The sequence below is a fragment of the Streptomyces sp. NPDC092369 genome (genome assembly GCF_044755245.1).
In the GTDB taxonomy this organism is placed as follows: domain Bacteria; phylum Actinomycetota; class Actinomycetes; order Streptomycetales; family Streptomycetaceae; genus Streptomyces.
In genome coordinates this window covers 757777-772440 of the sequence record NZ_JBIVQP010000005.1, presented here as the reverse complement: position 1 = coordinate 772440, position 14664 = coordinate 757777, and the positions used below count along the sequence as shown (strand labels likewise).

The window sequence follows — 14664 nt, the reverse complement described above, 5'->3', positions numbered from 1 at the left end:
ATCGGAAGGTTCCCTCGCCCCACCCGCCGCCAGTACCTCAACTTTTCCGGATCATCATCCCGGCACGCCCGCGCACGCGAGTCGGCCGACGCGTCGCCACGCCCCCGACGCACCCACGCACCGCGCACGCAACGGCGGCCCAACCGCCGGACGCCATGGCAGGATCGGAAGCGCCATGACTGCGCCCACGAAGCCCCCACACGACAACCCCGCCGACGTCCCCGCGGACTCTCCCTCCGTCGCGTCCCTCGGAGAGACCGCAGGCGACCTCCACGCCCCTGTGATCGACTGGTTCGAGGAGCACGCCCGGGATCTCCCGTGGCGCCGCCCCGAAGCCGGCCCCTGGGGCGTGATGGTCAGCGAGTTCATGCTGCAGCAGACGCCCGTCAACCGCGTCCTGCCCGTCTACGAACAGTGGCTGGCCCGCTGGCCCCGCCCCGCCGACCTCGCCGCGGACGCCCCCGGTGAAGCGGTCCGCGCCTGGGGCCGCCTCGGCTACCCCCGCCGCGCCCTGCGCCTGCACGGCGCCGCGCAGGCGATAACGGAACGGCACGACGGCGACGTACCCACTGATCACGCCCAGCTGCTCGCCCTGCCCGGTATCGGGGAGTACACGGCGGCGGCGGTGGCGTCCTTCGCCTACGGTCAGCGGCACGCGGTGCTGGACACGAATGTGCGCAGGGTCTTCGCGCGCGCGGTCACCGGCGTCCAGTACCCGCCCAACGCCACCACGGCGGCCGAACGCAGGTTGGCCCGCGCGCTGTTGCCCGACGACGAGCGCACGGCGTCGCGCTGGGCCGCGGCGTCCATGGAGCTGGGCGCGCTGATCTGCACCGCGAAGAACGAGACGTGTCAGCGTTGCCCGATCGCCGCGCAGTGCGCGTGGCGGCTCGCGGGCAAGCCCGATCACGCGGGGCCACCGCGCCGCGGACAGACGTACGCGGGCACGGACCGTCAGGTGCGCGGCCGGCTGCTGGCCGTTCTGCGCGAGGCGCACGCGCCCGTGCCGCAGTCGGCGCTGGACCGGATGTGGCACGAGCCGGTGCAGCGGGCGCGGGCACTGGACGGTCTGGTGTCGGACGGTCTGGTGGAACCCCTTCCCGGGGGTTTGTATCGGCTCCCGTTGACATAGAGAGCCGCCCGTCACGACCTCGCCCGCCAGTAAATCGCCCCATAACCGCATCAAGCACCGCACGCGCTTACCCCGTCCCTACGGCTGTTACACAACCGACGGACAGCCGATTGCTGGCCGCGCGCTGCTTCGGACAGGCCCGTGACAACCCCTCCGTAGCTTCATCTACGTACCCGGCAGGTCCGGGGCGACTACGGACTGACCGCCGGCGAACGTCGGCGGAAACGGGGATTCGGAAGGCGGTTCGACATGGCGCAGGGCGAGGTGCTCGAGTTCGAGGAGTACGTCCGCACCCGGCAGGACGCGCTGCTGCGCAGTGCCCGCCGGCTGGTCCCGGACCCGGTGGACGCCCAGGACCTGCTCCAGACGGCGCTGGTGCGGACGTACGGCCGCTGGGAGACCATCGAGGACAAGCGGCTGGCGGACGCCTACCTGCGCCGGGTCATGATCAACACCCGCACCGAGTGGTGGCGGGCCCGCAAGCTCGAAGAGGTGCCGACCGAGCAGCTCCCGGACGCGAGCGTCGACGACTCCACCGAGCAGCACGCGGACCGTGCCCTCCTCATGGACATCATGAAAGTTCTCGCACCGAAGCAGCGCAGTGTGGTCGTCCTGCGACACTGGGAGCAGATGTCCACGGAGGAGACCGCCGCCGCCCTCGGTATGTCGGCGGGAACGGTCAAGAGCACGCTGCACCGGGCGCTCGCCCGGCTCCGAGAGGAGCTGGAGAGCCGCGATCTGGACGCACGCGCGCTGGAGCGTGAGGAGCGGGAGCGGTGCGCGGTCTGACCGGCCGAGGGACCTTGCAGGCGGCGTTCACGGCGGTGGTCGTGCTCGCCGCCCTCGCCCTTTTCGTCTCCGCCTGCGCGACCGGCGGCACCGGCGCCCGCGACGAGGGCCCGGCCCACGAGGGTGCCTCGGACTCGGTGGCGGGCGCCGCGGTCGCCCCCTCCTCGCCCAGCCCGTCCTCGACGAACGCGCGCGTGGACGCGGTCAAGCTGGTCGAGGACGACCCCGAGGTCGCCACGGAGGTCAAGCGCGAGCTGAAGCCGTGCGTGGCCGACGAGTACCCGGTCGACGTGTCGTACGGCGACCTCACCGGGGGACGCGCGGACGATGTCGTGGTGAACGTACTGACCTGCGGCGACGCGGTCGGGATCGGCTCGTACGTCTATCGCGAGGTGAGCGGGCGGTACGAGAATGTGTTCAAGGTCGAGGAGCCGCCGGTCTACGCCGAGATAGACCGCGGCGACCTGGTGGTGACCAAGCAGGTCTACGAGAAGGGCGATCCGGTGTCGAGTCCGTCCGGCGAGAACGTGATCACGTACCGCTGGGGCTCGGGCCGCTTCACCGAGGAGTTCCGCACGCACAACGACTACAGCAACGCGGTCGGCGGAGACGCGACGCCGGCACCGGCTCCGTGAACCGTTCGGGCCCCTCCGACCGATCAGTTGACGAAAGCGCACGCCGGACACGTACTTCCCGCGAGGACCGCGCACTCCCCCACAGACGAAACGAGAGCTGAGAAGACCGGGATGGCAGACCAGACCCACGTCCTGTTCGTGGAGGACGACGACGTCATCCGTGAGGCCACCCAGCTCGCCCTGGAGCGGGACGGCTTCGAGGTCACCGCCATGCCCGACGGGCTGTCGGGCCTGGAGGCGTTCCGGGCCAAGCGCCCCGACATCGCGCTGCTGGACGTCATGGTGCCGGGTCTGGACGGCGTGAGCCTGTGCCGCCGCATCCGCGACGAGTCGACCGTGCCGGTGATCATGCTGTCGGCGCGGGCGGACTCGATCGACGTGGTGCTGGGCCTGGAGGCGGGCGCGGACGACTACGTGACCAAGCCGTTCGACGGCGCCGTACTGGTCGCGCGGATCCGGGCGGTGCTGCGCAGGTTCGGGCACGCGAGCGGCGACAAGGCCGAGGAGGCGCCCGCCGAGGTGGCCGGCGGGACGCTGACCTTCGGCGAGCTGGAGATCGACACCGAGGGCATGGAGGTGCGCCGCGCCGGGCAGCCGGTGGCGCTGACACCGACCGAGATGCGGCTGCTGCTGGAGTTCTCCTCGGCGCCCGGCACGGTCCTGTCCCGCGACAAGCTCCTTGAGCGCGTGTGGGACTACGGCTGGGGCGGGGACACCCGGGTCGTGGACGTCCATGTGCAGCGGCTGCGTACGAAGATCGGCCAGGACCGGATCGAGACGGTCCGCGGCTTCGGCTACAAGTTGAAGGCCTGAGCGGGGACGTCACGGACATGCGGGGGATCTTCCGGAACCCGGGGACGGGCAGCGCCGCGAGCGACGGCACGGGCGGTGGCGCGGGCGGCATCCGCACCGGCCTGCGCTGGAAACTGAGCGCGGCGATCGCGCTGGTCGGCGCGCTGGTGGCGATCGCGCTGAGCCTGGTCGTGCACAACGCGGCCCGGGTGTCGATGCTGGACAACGCGCGCGACCTCGCCGCCGAGCGGGTGCGGATCGCGCAGCGCAGCTACGAGCTGTCCAACCGGGTGAACTTCCCCAACGTCCGGATCGACGACCCTGATCTGCCGTCCGCGCTGCGCGAGAAGGTCGCGGAGGGCCGGCGGGCGACGTACGTGACGGACGTGGCCAACGGCGTCCCGGACATCTGGGCCGCGGTGCCGGTCAACGACGGGCATGTGCTGTCCCTGCACACCGGGTTCACCGACCGCAGCACCGACATCCTCAAGGACCTCGACCAGGCCCTCGTCATCGGCTCCATCGCGGTGGTCCTGGGCGGCAGCGCGCTCGGCGTGCTGATCGGCGGGCAGTTGTCGCGCCGGCTGCGCAAGGCGGCCGCCGCGGCGAACCAGGTGGCCAGGGGCGAGACGGACGTACGGGTGCGGGACGCCATCGGCGGGGTGGTGCGGGACGAGACCGACGACCTCGCGCGCGCGGTGGACGCCATGGCGGACACGCTCCAGCAGCGCCTTGAGGCGGAGCGCCGGGTGACGGCGGACATCGCGCACGAGTTGCGTACGCCGGTGACGGGACTGCTGACCGCGGCGGAGCTGCTGCCTCCGGGCCGCCCCACGGAGCTGGTCCTGGACCGCGCGAAGGCGATGCGCACGCTGGTCGAGGACGTCCTGGAGGTGGCCCGCCTCGACGGGGCCTCCGAGCGGGCCGAACTGCAGGACATCGTGCTGGGCGAGTTCGTGGCCCGGCGGGTGGCGGCGAAGGACCCGGACATCGAGGTGCGGGTCGTGCACGAGTCGCTGGTCACCACCGACCCGCGCCGCCTGGAGCGCGTCCTGTTCAACCTGCTGGCCAACGCCGCGCGGCACGGCAAGCCGCCCATCGAGGTCACCGTCGAGGGCCGCGTCATCCGCGTCCGCGACCACGGGCCCGGCTTCCCGGCCGACCTCCTCGCGGACGGCCCCAGCCGCTTCCGCACCGGCAGCACGGACCGCGCGGGCCACGGCCACGGCCTCGGCCTCACCATCGCCGCCGGCCAGGCCCGCGTCATGGGCGCCCGCCTCACCTTCCGCAACATCCGCCCACCCGGCGCCCCGGAACACGTCCCGTCCGAGGGCGCGGTGGCGGTCCTGTGGCTCCCGGAACACGCGCCGACCAATACGGGCAGCTACCCGATGCTCCCGTAGCGGCGCTCTCCGAGGGTTTGGCGATCGGCCCTCACGGGGACCGTGCGCCGCGTCTTCACACCCCCGCCACCACCAGCTCCTCCCCCCGAGAAGGCCGCACCCCGTCCGTCCGCCCCGTGAAATACCGCTCGGCCAGCTCCTCCGCCGACACGTGGCGGGCCGTGCGGAAGCCGGTCTCGCGGGCCAGGGCGAGGATCTGCGGCGGTCGGAAGAAGGTCCGGAAGGGCGTGCCCGCGGCCCGCGCGCCCTTCATCGCGGCCCTGAGCTGCGGCTGCTCCTCCGGCTCGATGTCCTCGATGGGGCGCAGGAAGGTCGAGACCAGCGTCGATCCGGGCGCCAGGCCGGCGACAAGGGCGAAGGTCGCCTTGCTGGCCTCCGGCGTGAGGTACATCGTGACGCCGGCGGAGGCCACCACCGCGGGGCGGCCGGGGTCGAGCCCGGCCGCGAGCAGCCGCCCCCACCAGTCGCCCTCGAAGTCGACCGGCACGAGCCGCAGCCACTCGGGCACGCCGAGGCCGAGCGCCTCCAGTCGCCGTCGCTTGAAGGCCTGGGGCCCGGGCTGATCGACCTCGAACACCCGCATCCGGGCGGCGACTTCGGGCCGCCGCTGGGCGAAGGTGTCCAGCCCCGCCCCGAGGACGACGTACTGGTCCACGCCCTCCCCCACCCGCTCCACGACCAGGTCCTCGACGAACCGGGCCCGCGCCACGATCGACGCCCTGACCCGGCGGGTGGCCCGCTCGTCCATGTCGGGACGGTCCCGCCAGTCGTCACCGGGATCCGCGAGGCGCAGCCCGAGTTCGTCGTCCAGCACGTACGGTGGCGCGTCGACGCGGACGTGCAGGGCCCGCCACAGCGCCGTGCGCACGGCGGTGTGCTCGGCACCCTGCTCGGCGGTGTCGCTCACGCCCAGTCCTTCGACAGGTCGAGGTCACCCTCGCGGGGCTGGGTGAAGGAGAACCAGTTGCCGGAGTCGTCGCGGAAGACCGCTTCGATGCCGTACGGACGCTCCTGCGGCTCCTGGAGGAACTCCACGCCCCGGTCCTTGAGCCTCTTGTAGTCCCCGTGGATGTCGTCCGTCGTCAGCGCGCCCGCGCCCAGTACCCCCTTGGCGACGAGCTTGCGGACCATCTCGGCGGACTCGGGGTCCATCGCGGGCGGTCCCGGCACCATCAGGGTGAGATCGACGTCCGGCTGGTCCTCGGCGCCGACGGTGAGCCAGCGCATGCCGCCCTCGCCCAACGTCATGTCCGAGCGAACCTCGAGGCCCAGCTTCCCGGTGTAGAACTCCTTGGCCCGGTCCTGGTCGAGAACCCAGACGGTCGAGATCTTGAGTCCCTTGATCACGGTGTGCTCCTGCCGACGGTGACTGTCTTCCTGCTCCGTCACGGTAGGCAGCGGCGCCGTCAGTCCGCTTCTCCGGAATTGCGCCGCTCGCCGCCGGGGCCGCTTCTGAAGCCGCCGGCCCAGAGCATGGCGTAGCACCCGGGTATGAGCGCGGCCCCGCGGCCCACGTGCTTCGCGCGGTACTCCGTGGGAGTCAGCCCGGTCCACGCCTTGAACCGCGTCGAGAACGTGCCCAGGCTGCTGAAGCCGACGAGGTTGCAGATCTCGGTCACCGACAGGTTGGCGGTGCGCAGCAGATCCTCGGCCCGCTCGATCCGCCGGTGCGTGAGGTACTGCCCGGGCGTCTCCCCGTACGCCTCCTTGAAGGCGCGGATGAAGTGGTACCGCGAGTACCCGGCATGCGCGGCCACCGCGACCAGGTCCAGCTCCGCGTCGGCCCAGTCACGGTCCATCGCGTCCTTGGCCAGCCGCAACTGCCGCATTTTGTCCATACGGTGATGGTGGCACGCAGCACTGACAAGCAGGCCTGGGACTGTCAGCCCGTCCGGCGTTTGAGGACGAGGCCCTCCGGGCCGAAGGGGGGCCCGGGGGCACAGCCCCGAACAAGAAGAAGGCCCCCCGGGGCGGACACCAACCGGGGGACCTTCGGCTCACTGTGACGTTCAGACGGCCTCGACAAGCGGCGCCGGGGCCGACCCTTCCTCGCCGGGCTTGGGCGCAGCCGGCCCCGCCCCACGCAGCGTGACCTCCTTGACGAACACCGCCGCCACCAGCGCGGCCACGGCCACGATCGCGCCCAGCAGGAACGCGGAGTGGACACCCGCGGAGACCGCGTGCTGGTAGGCCTCCCGTGCGGCGGCCGGCAGCTTCGCCAGGCTCGCCGCGTCCAGCTGCGCCGACTGCTCGGTGACCTTGGAGCCCAGCGCGCCGGCCCGCTCGGTCATGACGTCCTGGACCCGGTTGTTGAACAGGGCGCCCATGATCGCGACACCGAAGGAGGAGCCGAGGGTGCGGGACAGCGTGCTCGTGGAGGACGCGACGCCCATGTCCTTCATCTCGACGCTGTTCTGCGCGACCAGCATGGTGATCTGCATCAGGCAGCCCATGCCGAGTCCGACGACGGCCATGAAGACGCCGGACATGAGGCGCGAGGTGTCGGTGTCCATGGTCGACAGCAGGTAGAGCCCGATGATCATCGAGGTGCTGCCGACGACCGGGAACACCTTGTACTTGCCGGTGTTGGTGGTCACGCGCCCTGCCACCATCGAGGTGACCAGCATCGCGCCGAGCATCGGCAGGAGCAGCAGCCCGGAGTTGGTCGCGGACGCGCCCTGCACGGACTGCTGGTACAGCGGCAGGAAGAGCGTCGCGCCGAACATCACGAAGCCGGTGATGAAGCCGATGATCGACATCAGGGTGAAGTTGCGGCTGCGGAAGATGTGCAGCGGCACGACCGGCTCGGCGGCCTTGGTCTGCCAGTACACGAACCCGACCAGCGAGACCACGCCGATCCCGATGAGCTCCATGATCCGCGCGGAGGACCAGGCGTACTCGGAGCCGCCCCAGGTGGTGACGAGGACGGTGGAGGTGATGCCGACCGTCAGCAGGATGACACCGAGGTAGTCGATGCCCGCCTTGGACCGCTTCTTCGGCAGGTGCAGCACGACGCTGATCAGAGCGAGCGAGACCACGCCGAGCGGCAGGTTGATGTAGAAGGACCAGCGCCAGCCCCAGTTGTCGGTGATGGTGCCGCCGACCAGCGGTCCGCCGATCATCGCGAGCGCCATGACGCCGGCCATCATGCCCTGGTACTTGCCGCGCTCCCGCGGGGGGATCAGGTCACCGATGATCGCCATGACGCCGACCATCAGACCGCCTGCGCCCAGACCCTGGATGGCCCGGAAGCCGATCAGCTCGCCCATGTTCTGGGCCATTCCGCTGAGCGCGGAGCCGATCAGGAAGATCACGATCGAGGTCATGAAGGTGGCCTTGCGGCCGTACATGTCGCCGAGCTTGCCCCAGACCGGGGTCGAGGCGGCGGTCGCGAGCGTGTACGCCGTCACCACCCAGGACAGATGTTCAAGGCCGCCGAGTTCGCCCACGATCGTCGGCATCGCGGTGCCCACGATCATGTTGTCGAGCATCGCCAGCATCATGGTGATCATGAGCGCCAGCAGCACGACCCGTACGCTGCGGGGCTGTTTGCCCGTGTCCACGTCCACCGTCTGTGTGTCCGCCATTGTCGTCACTCCCCTGTACTTCCCTGTACATCCCCCCGGCCGGCTACTTACTTGCCGCCCGGCTAGTTGACTACACTGCAGGAAGGTAGACCCGGAACTAGCCGGGCGTCAAGTAAGTTTTCTAGTCGGGCGGCAAGTAAGTTAGGTACCAGGCCGACACGTAAGTTTTCAGGGACTCCGATGACCGCGAGGATGGTTGGCACCATGGACGGCACCAAGCAGCAGCGCCGCGGCAACACCCGCCAGCGCATCCAGGACGTCGCGCTCGATCTCTTCGCCGAGCAGGGGTACGAGAAGACCTCGCTCCGCGAGATCGCCGAGAGCCTCGACGTCACCAAGGCGGCCTTGTACTACCACTTCAAGACCAAGGAAGAGATCCTCGTCAGCATCTTCGACGACCTGACGCAGCCGATCCTCGACCTGACCGAGTGGGGCAGGGAGCAGCCGCACACGCTGGAGACGAAGCAGGAGATCGTACGGCGTTACAGCGAGATCCTGGCCGGCGCGGCACCGCTGTTCCGCTTCATGCAGGAGAACCAGGCGGCCGTCCGCGAACTGCGGGTCGGCGAGACCTTCAAGAACCGCATGCAGGGCCTGCGCGAGATCATCGTGGACCCGGACGCGGCCCTGGTCGACCAGATCCGCAGCGTCAGCGCAATCTTCACCCTGCACGCAGGGATGTTCTTCATCCAGGACCTGGACGCGACCCCCGAGGAGAAGCGCAAGGCCGTCCTGGAGGTCGCGACGGACATGGTGACCCAGGCCCACCAGGGCATGACGGCCTCAGCGGAACAGTCCTGACGGAACCGTCCTAGACGGTCAGGCCCTTGGCCCGCAGGAACGCGACGGGGTCGATCGCCGACCCGTAGTTCGCGGTCGTACGGATCTCGAAGTGCAGGTGCGGACCACTGGAGTTGCCGGTGTTGCCGGACCTGGCTATGTGCTGCCCGGTGGCGACGACCTGGCCGACCCTCACGTCGATCCGCGACAGGTGGGCGTACTGCGAGTACGTCCCGTTGGCGTGCTTGATGACGATGGCGTTGCCGTACGCGGGTCCGTCACCGGCACCGTTCGAGCCGGCCTTGACGACCGTGCCGCCGTGCGCGGCGCGGACGTCGGTACCGCTGGCGACGGCGAAGTCCTGGCCGCTGTGCGTGGACTGCCACATGCCGCCGGCCTGCGCGAAGGTCGCGGAGAGCGTGTAGCTCTTCACCGGCGCGACCCAGGAGACGGCCTTCTTTGCGGCGGCCTTCTTCACCGCGGCCTTCTTGGCGGCCGCCTTCTTCGCGGCGGTCGCCTTGGCGCTCGCGGCGGCCTTGGCGGCCTTCGCCTGCGCGGCGGCCTGCGCCTGGACACCGCTCGCGGCGGCGGAGGTGCTGACCACGGTGGTGGCGTCGGCGGCGACCGCGACCCCGGCCCCCAGCGCGACCGACACACCGAGACCGGCGGTCAGGACGGCCGCGCGGGTGCGGAGCGTGGACGTACGGGCGGAGCGGAACGGGACGCGCGAAGACATCGAGACCTCAGGGGGACGGCGACAGGGACGGGGACAGAAAAACCACCCGGCACACGGACAGCCGCCGGATGGACCGTCCCTTGGTAACCCCGACCCCCACAGACCCCAAAACCCAAGATCTACGACGGAAGCTAGTACTTCATCTCAAAACTTAACGCTCCTTGACACAACACCCACAGGGAATGAATCCACCCACGACGGACGAAACAACCACGAGATCCCAGGACAAAAGTCCTTTTTGCCCATATCGGGCCCACGACTATCCGTCTTAGTAACGGACAAATCGCCTGTGCGGCATGTCACCGGACCACAAGATCGACGCTCAGGGAAATGTGACGCACACCCCTAGAAACCTACCCCCCAGTAACCCTACGGTTCCCCTCACGCCACCTGCGCACCTCACCATGCTCCGGACAACGGGCATACGGATGTGAAGAGGACCCCCCATGACAACAGGACGCCCCTGGGCGCGCCGCCTGGCCACCGCCGCCGTCTCCGTCTCGGCCCTCGTGGCACTGGCGGCCCCCGCGGACGCGGCGACGACGACCACCACGAACAGCGCCACCGCCGCCGAGGACGTCGACTACGCGACCTGGCAGACGGACTGCCAGGCGGTCATGGACCAGGCCCTGCCCTATCTGAAGCAGCGCATCGCCGCCGCGAAGCCGGGCGAGAAGCAGGCGATCGTCTTCGACATCGACAACACCACCCTGGAGACCGACTTCGGCTTCAGCTGGCCGCAGCCCGCCAACAAGCCGGTCCTGGACGTCGCGGAGTACGCCCAGGACCACGGCGTCTCACTGTTCTTCGTCACGGCCCGCCCGGGCATCATCTACCTGCCCACCGAGTACAACCTCGAACACGACGGCTACGAGGTCTCCGGCCTCTACGTCCGCGGTCTCTTCGACCTCTTCAAGGACGTCGCCGCCTACAAGACCGCCCAGCGCGTCGACATCGAGAACAAGGGCTACACGATCATCGCGAACGTCGGCAACAGCGCCACCGACCTCTCGGGCGGCCACGCCGAGAAGACGTACAAACTCCCGGACTACGACGGCCAGTTGTCCTGACTCCCGCCCCGGAACCCCAGTTGGGCTGATCGCCGGGCATGTCCCCCGTGGGGCCGGTACTTTCGGGTACCGGCCCCCACCCAGTCGACGGGCCGAGGGGGATTCCATGAGCGCCACACAGCCGCCGCGCGTCGAACTCGCGGACGCCGTGCAGACCATCCGCGACGAGCTGCTCACCGCGGCCCGGCGCTCGACGGGACAGGACGTCGTCTTCGAAGTGGGCGACATCCAGATGGAGTTCACCGTCGAGTTCCGCAAGGAGAACAAGGCCCACGCGAAGGTGCTGGCCTGGGTCGTCGACGCGGGCGCGGACACCACGCGCGCCGACAGCCGTACGCACAAGGTGTCGTTCACCCTGCGGGCGCGGGACGCGCGAACGGGCGCGCCCTGGAAGGTGCGCAACGAGACGGAGGGCAGCGTCGACGCGTTCGGCCGCGGTGCGCGCACCACACCGTGATGCTGCGTTCTGCCGTCGAGCGGTCCGTGGTCGTCCTGGCCGGATCGCAGGGCAGCGGCGTCATGCTCACCCCGCGCCTCGTGCTGACCAGCGCGCACGTGCTGCGCAACAAGGAGTGGATCCGCACGGTCCACCCGGAGAGCGAACAGCCCCTGCCCAGCAGGGTGGTGTGGCGCGACGAGGAGACCGACGTCGCCCTGCTGCTCACCGGCGAGGAACTGGTGGCGCCGGACCGCTGGGCGCTGGCGAGGCTGCGCTGGGGCGCCGTCGGTGCCTCCGATCCGCTCCCCGGCTGCCAGGTCGTCGGCTTCCCCTCGGTCCAACGCTTCGGCCCTGACGACCAGTTGGAGTACGACCAGCTCACCGGAACCGTACTGCCCATGGCGGGCCGGATCCGATCGACGCTGGTGTGCGAGTTCGACCGGGCACCGGTGGCCGCGCCGAAGCCGGGCGAATCGCCGTTCGCCGGACTGTCCGGGGCGCCCCTGTTCGCCGGCGCGGTCCTGATCGGCGTAGTGACCCAGGTCCCGGACAAGCGCGACCACCGCCGCATCGAGGCGACCCCCGTGGAACGCATCCTCCGGGCGCCGAACTTCCCCCGTCAGGTGATGGGAAGTGAACCGGGCCATGTCCCACCGGTGTTGGAGACAGTGGGGCCCGGCTTCCACATGGAGGACGAGCGGTTCGAGCGCCGGTACGCGCGCGCCCTCAAGACGCGGTACCGAAAGATCGAGATCTTCGGGCTCGACGAACTGGGCACGACGGAGACCAACTGGGATCTGGACACGGCGTATCTGAGCCTGGAGGCCATCTCCGCCGCCGAGACACGGGAGAGCGCCCCGCTGCCCCAGACCGTTCCGGTACCGCGCCGGATCAACGACCTGCTCGCCGACCGCCCGCGGACCGTCCTGCGCGGCGAGGCCGGCGCCGGCAAGACCACGCTGGTGTGGTGGCTCGCCTCCCATGCCGCCTGTGGCGCCCTCGATCACGAACTCGCCGACCTGAACGACCTGGTGCCCTTCGTGATCCCCATGCGCAGCCTGCTGGCCCGGGGCAGGGCCTTTCCCCGGCTCCCCGAACTGGCCACCGTCGCCGAGCTCCAGATCGACGAACTCCCCGACGGCTGGACCGGCCGCGTCCTGGAGGCGGGTCGCGCGCTCCTCCTGGTCGACGGCATGGACGAAGTGCCGCCCGCCGACCGGGAGGAGGCCCGGCGCCGCCTGTCCGATCTCCTGACGGCGTATCCGCACAACCGGTGCCTGGTCACCGTCCGGCCCCTGGCCGTGGCCACCGACTGGCTCGGCTCGGAGGACTTCGAGGAACTCCGCCTGCTTCCCATGCGCGACGAGGACGTCCTGGCCTTCTCCCGGGCCTGGCACGCGGCCGCCCGCCTCGAATGCGCCGGCCTCCGCGACACCCACCGGGCGGCCGCCGAGGAGCAGCACCTCCACACCCTGGAACGCGCGCTGGAACAGGAGTTGGAGCGCAACCCCACCCTCCTCCACCTCTCCCGCACCCCACTCCTGGCCGCCGTGGTCTGCGCCCTCCACCGCCGCCGCAGGGGATTCCTGCCGGAGACCCGCTGGTCCCTCTACAACGCCTCGCTCACCATGCTGCTGGGCGGCCGCGACACCCTGCGCCGGGTCGGCGCGCCCGAGGGCATAGTCCTGGGTGTCGAGGAGCACCAGCAACTCCTCCAGCGGATCGCGGCCTGGCTCGCCCGCAGCGGGAACACCGAGTTCAACCACGCCCAGGCGGAACACCAGATCAGCCTCGCCATGCGGAGCATGCCCCAGGTGCAGGGACAGGGCTCGGCCGAAGCCGTCCTGACCCACCTCCTCAACCGCAGCGGCCTGCTCCAGGAACGCAACGAGACGGCCATCCAGTTCATCCACCGCACCTTCCAGGACTACCTGGCGGCGAAGGAACTCCAGGAGAGCGACGGCCTGGGCGAGTTGCTCCAACACGCGGGCGAGGAGGAATGGCAGGACATCATCCTCCTGGCCGTCGGCCACTGCCACCGAGGCGAGGTCCGCCGCCTGATAGAGCAACTGATCGAGAAGGGCGACGGCATCGAGGACCGGGGGCTGCGCGCCAACGTCCATGTGCTGGCGGCTCGTTGCGCGCTCAGCGCGGTGGTGCTGGAGGAGGAGGTGCGGGAGGAGGTGGCTGAGCGGGTGCGGGGGTTGCTACGGCCGCTGGAGACCACCAGCATCGCCGCGCTGGCGTCGCTCGGTTCGTACGTGCTTCCGCTGATGCCAGGCCCCGAGGAACTGGACAGTGCCCAGGCCGAATTGCTCGTCGACCTCATCCATGAAGTCGGCAGCCCCTCGTCCCTGCCGCTGCTTCGGCAGTTCGCCACGTACCCCTCCGCCGATGTCCGGGACCTGCTCACGACCGCGTGGCCGCGCTATCCCGCCGAGGAGTACGCCCGTGAGGTCCTCGCCCACATGCCCTTGGAGGACCACGACGTCTACGTGATCGATCCGGCCATGGCCGCGGCACTGCGTCACTGCGGTCCCGTCGGCACGGTCACCCTCGGCGCGGCCGTCAGCGGTGCGGACCTCGCCGAACTGTTGCCGCGTACGGGTATCCGGCGGCTCGAAATCCTCAACAACTCCCTGCTGGACGACCTCGCATTCGTGCGCGGCCTGTCCGAGGTGACCTCACTGTCGCTGATCGGGTGCCCCGGGATCAGAAAGCTCTCCGCGCTGGAGGGCCTGCCCCTCACCCGGCTCGCCGTCGAGCTCTACGGGATGACCAAGTCCGAGCTGGTTTCTGTGGAACGGCTGGACCGGCTGACCGAGCTGTCGCTGAAGGGACCTCTGCTCGACAGCGACATCCCCCTTCCCTCGGGACATCCGACGGTCGAACTTCTCACGGTGGCCGGCCAGACAGAGATGATGATCAACGACCTGTCCCAGTGGCCGGCGCTGCGCGAACTCGTCGTGCAAGGCGACTGCAATGTGCCCGCGCTGCTACTGGCAGCCGCCAAGGCCCCTTCGCTCGGCAGTCTCGACTTCAGGGTCGACTTGAATTTCGCGACACTGCCGCGCAGATCCTGGGATCTGGGTCCTCTGCCAGGGATCCGCGATCTCACCCTCAGAGGCATCGACCGCGCGAGTTCCGCGACGGACCTGGCCCAGCTGTTCCCCTCGCTCACTAGGCTCCGCATCGAGTGCGCCCCGGGCACGGCACTGGACCTCTCCCCACTGCAGGACCACGCCGACCTGACCATCGAAATCAACAACCAGCCTGCGCACCCTGGCCTATGAGAAAGGGG

At 69.9% G+C, this 14664-nt stretch carries 14 protein-coding genes; 9 read left to right on the top strand and 5 right to left on the bottom strand.

Annotated elements, in window-relative coordinates; genetic code table 11:
- Positions 1-175 precede the first annotated feature (175 nt).
- The 5 genes from ACIQI8_RS31830 to cseC all read left to right on the top strand — a co-directional run bounded on the left by ACIQI8_RS31830 (position 176) and on the right by cseC (position 4751).
- Positions 176-1132 (top strand): A/G-specific adenine glycosylase, encoded by a 957-nt coding sequence (locus ACIQI8_RS31830; RefSeq protein ID WP_402357828.1) that lies wholly within the window; start codon positions 176-178, stop codon positions 1130-1132.
- A gap of 249 nt (positions 1133-1381) precedes the next feature.
- Positions 1382-1921, top strand: coding sequence for a SigE family RNA polymerase sigma factor (locus ACIQI8_RS31825; protein ID WP_123998575.1), 540 nt, complete (start codon positions 1382-1384; stop codon positions 1919-1921).
- Positions 1909-2556: a hypothetical protein gene (locus ACIQI8_RS31820; RefSeq protein ID WP_402357825.1), complete on the top strand. Its 648-nt coding sequence runs from the start codon at positions 1909-1911 to the stop codon at positions 2554-2556. Before ACIQI8_RS31825 ends, ACIQI8_RS31820 begins: the two co-directional genes overlap by 13 nt.
- 111 nt (positions 2557-2667) lie before the next feature.
- Positions 2668-3369, top strand: a complete 702-nt coding sequence (cseB, locus tag ACIQI8_RS31815) for a two-component system response regulator CseB (protein WP_402357822.1) — start codon at positions 2668-2670, stop codon at positions 3367-3369.
- Positions 3370-3386: 17 nt separating this feature from the next.
- Complete coding sequence (cseC, locus tag ACIQI8_RS31810; protein WP_402357819.1) at positions 3387-4751, top strand: two-component system sensor histidine kinase CseC; 1365 nt, start codon at positions 3387-3389, stop codon at positions 4749-4751.
- A 55-nt stretch (positions 4752-4806) separates the two neighbouring features.
- Here the strand turns inward: cseC and ACIQI8_RS31805 are convergent, their stop codons facing one another.
- The 4 genes from ACIQI8_RS31805 to ACIQI8_RS31790 form a co-directional block, all read right to left on the bottom strand.
- A complete protein-coding gene (locus tag ACIQI8_RS31805) occupies positions 4807-5658 on the bottom strand; it encodes a class I SAM-dependent methyltransferase (RefSeq protein WP_402357816.1) in 852 nt (283 codons plus the stop codon).
- Positions 5655-6098 carry a VOC family protein gene (locus ACIQI8_RS31800; RefSeq protein ID WP_402357813.1) on the bottom strand — a complete coding sequence of 148 codons (444 nt, stop codon included), beginning with the start codon at positions 6096-6098 and terminating at the stop codon, positions 5655-5657. The genes ACIQI8_RS31805 and ACIQI8_RS31800 overlap by 4 nt, the downstream gene beginning before the upstream one ends.
- A 59-nt stretch (positions 6099-6157) precedes the next feature.
- Positions 6158-6580 (bottom strand): helix-turn-helix transcriptional regulator, encoded by a 423-nt coding sequence (locus ACIQI8_RS31795; protein ID WP_402357990.1) that lies wholly within the window; start codon positions 6578-6580, stop codon positions 6158-6160.
- A 180-nt stretch (positions 6581-6760) separates the two neighbouring features.
- Positions 6761-8338, bottom strand: a complete 1578-nt coding sequence (locus ACIQI8_RS31790; protein WP_402357810.1) for an MDR family MFS transporter — start codon at positions 8336-8338, stop codon at positions 6761-6763.
- Between the two features lie 192 nt (positions 8339-8530).
- Here ACIQI8_RS31790 and ACIQI8_RS31785 point away from each other — a divergent pair, with 192 nt between their 5' ends.
- Complete coding sequence (locus ACIQI8_RS31785) at positions 8531-9139, top strand: TetR/AcrR family transcriptional regulator (protein ID WP_402357807.1); 609 nt, start codon at positions 8531-8533, stop codon at positions 9137-9139.
- 10 nt (positions 9140-9149) lie between these two features.
- Here the strand turns inward: ACIQI8_RS31785 and ACIQI8_RS31780 are convergent, their stop codons facing one another.
- On the bottom strand, positions 9150-9854 hold the full coding sequence (locus ACIQI8_RS31780; protein WP_402357804.1) for a M23 family metallopeptidase: 705 nt from the start codon (positions 9852-9854) through the stop codon (positions 9150-9152).
- Positions 9855-10300: 446 nt separating this feature from the next.
- Between ACIQI8_RS31780 and ACIQI8_RS31775 the strand changes: the two genes are divergently transcribed.
- The 3 genes from ACIQI8_RS31775 to ACIQI8_RS31765 all read left to right on the top strand — a co-directional run bounded on the left by ACIQI8_RS31775 (position 10301) and on the right by ACIQI8_RS31765 (position 14656).
- Positions 10301-10924 carry an HAD family acid phosphatase gene (locus ACIQI8_RS31775; RefSeq protein WP_402357801.1) on the top strand — a complete coding sequence of 208 codons (624 nt, stop codon included), beginning with the start codon at positions 10301-10303 and terminating at the stop codon, positions 10922-10924.
- A 106-nt stretch (positions 10925-11030) separates the two neighbouring features.
- On the top strand, positions 11031-11381 hold the full coding sequence (locus ACIQI8_RS31770; RefSeq protein WP_402357798.1) for a trypco2 family protein: 351 nt from the start codon (positions 11031-11033) through the stop codon (positions 11379-11381).
- Positions 11381-14656, top strand: a complete 3276-nt coding sequence (locus ACIQI8_RS31765; RefSeq protein WP_402357795.1) for an NACHT domain-containing protein — start codon at positions 11381-11383, stop codon at positions 14654-14656. The genes ACIQI8_RS31770 and ACIQI8_RS31765 overlap by 1 nt, the downstream gene beginning before the upstream one ends.
- The last annotated feature ends 8 nt before the right edge of the window (positions 14657-14664 follow it).